General features: G+C 42.0%; 1 protein-coding gene. It reads right to left on the bottom strand.

The window, feature by feature from the left end; translation table 11 throughout:
* Positions 1–229: 229 nt before the first annotated feature.
* On the bottom strand, positions 230–507 hold a 278-nt coding region (locus IQR33_RS03290; protein WP_193843514.1), incomplete at its 5' end, for an SDR family NAD(P)-dependent oxidoreductase.

The raw sequence follows: 507 nt of genomic DNA on the forward strand, positions 1-507 counted from the left end.
TTTTGAATCCGTCGTGTATACCAATTTCACCACACCGGCATCTTTGGGCTATTGCCCTTTGATGGTTGGCATTATACGTAAGCTTTTGACCTGCGCAAGCAGAAATACCTTAAATAACTATCGTTTGCTGATAATTTCGCCACAAAGTGTGACAAAGCTGTACTCATAAGAAACGTACGCTCCATTTTCTACTACTCTTCCAGATGAAAATGAGTATACGAAACTCTTTTTAAGTTCTATTCACTGTAATATCAGAAACATAACCATTCCCAATGCTCGACAACGCATTATGGAGCATCTCTGCGGCATCTTCTGCTTGCATGAAGTGACTCGTGTCCATCGTATTGCCGCTTGTTTTCCAGAATTCCGTATCCATTCCACCAGGATAAACCGCGATAATTTTCATAGGTTTTCCTTTTAGCTCCAAACGAACCGACTCAATTAATCCTTTGACGGCCCATTTCACTGCACAATACGTAGACTCTTGCGCTTTAGGTTGTTGCGCGG

Origin of the sequence: Vibrio sp. OPT46, from assembly GCF_015163535.1 — a bacterium.
Lineage (GTDB): Bacteria > Pseudomonadota > Gammaproteobacteria > Enterobacterales > Vibrionaceae > Vibrio > Vibrio alginolyticus.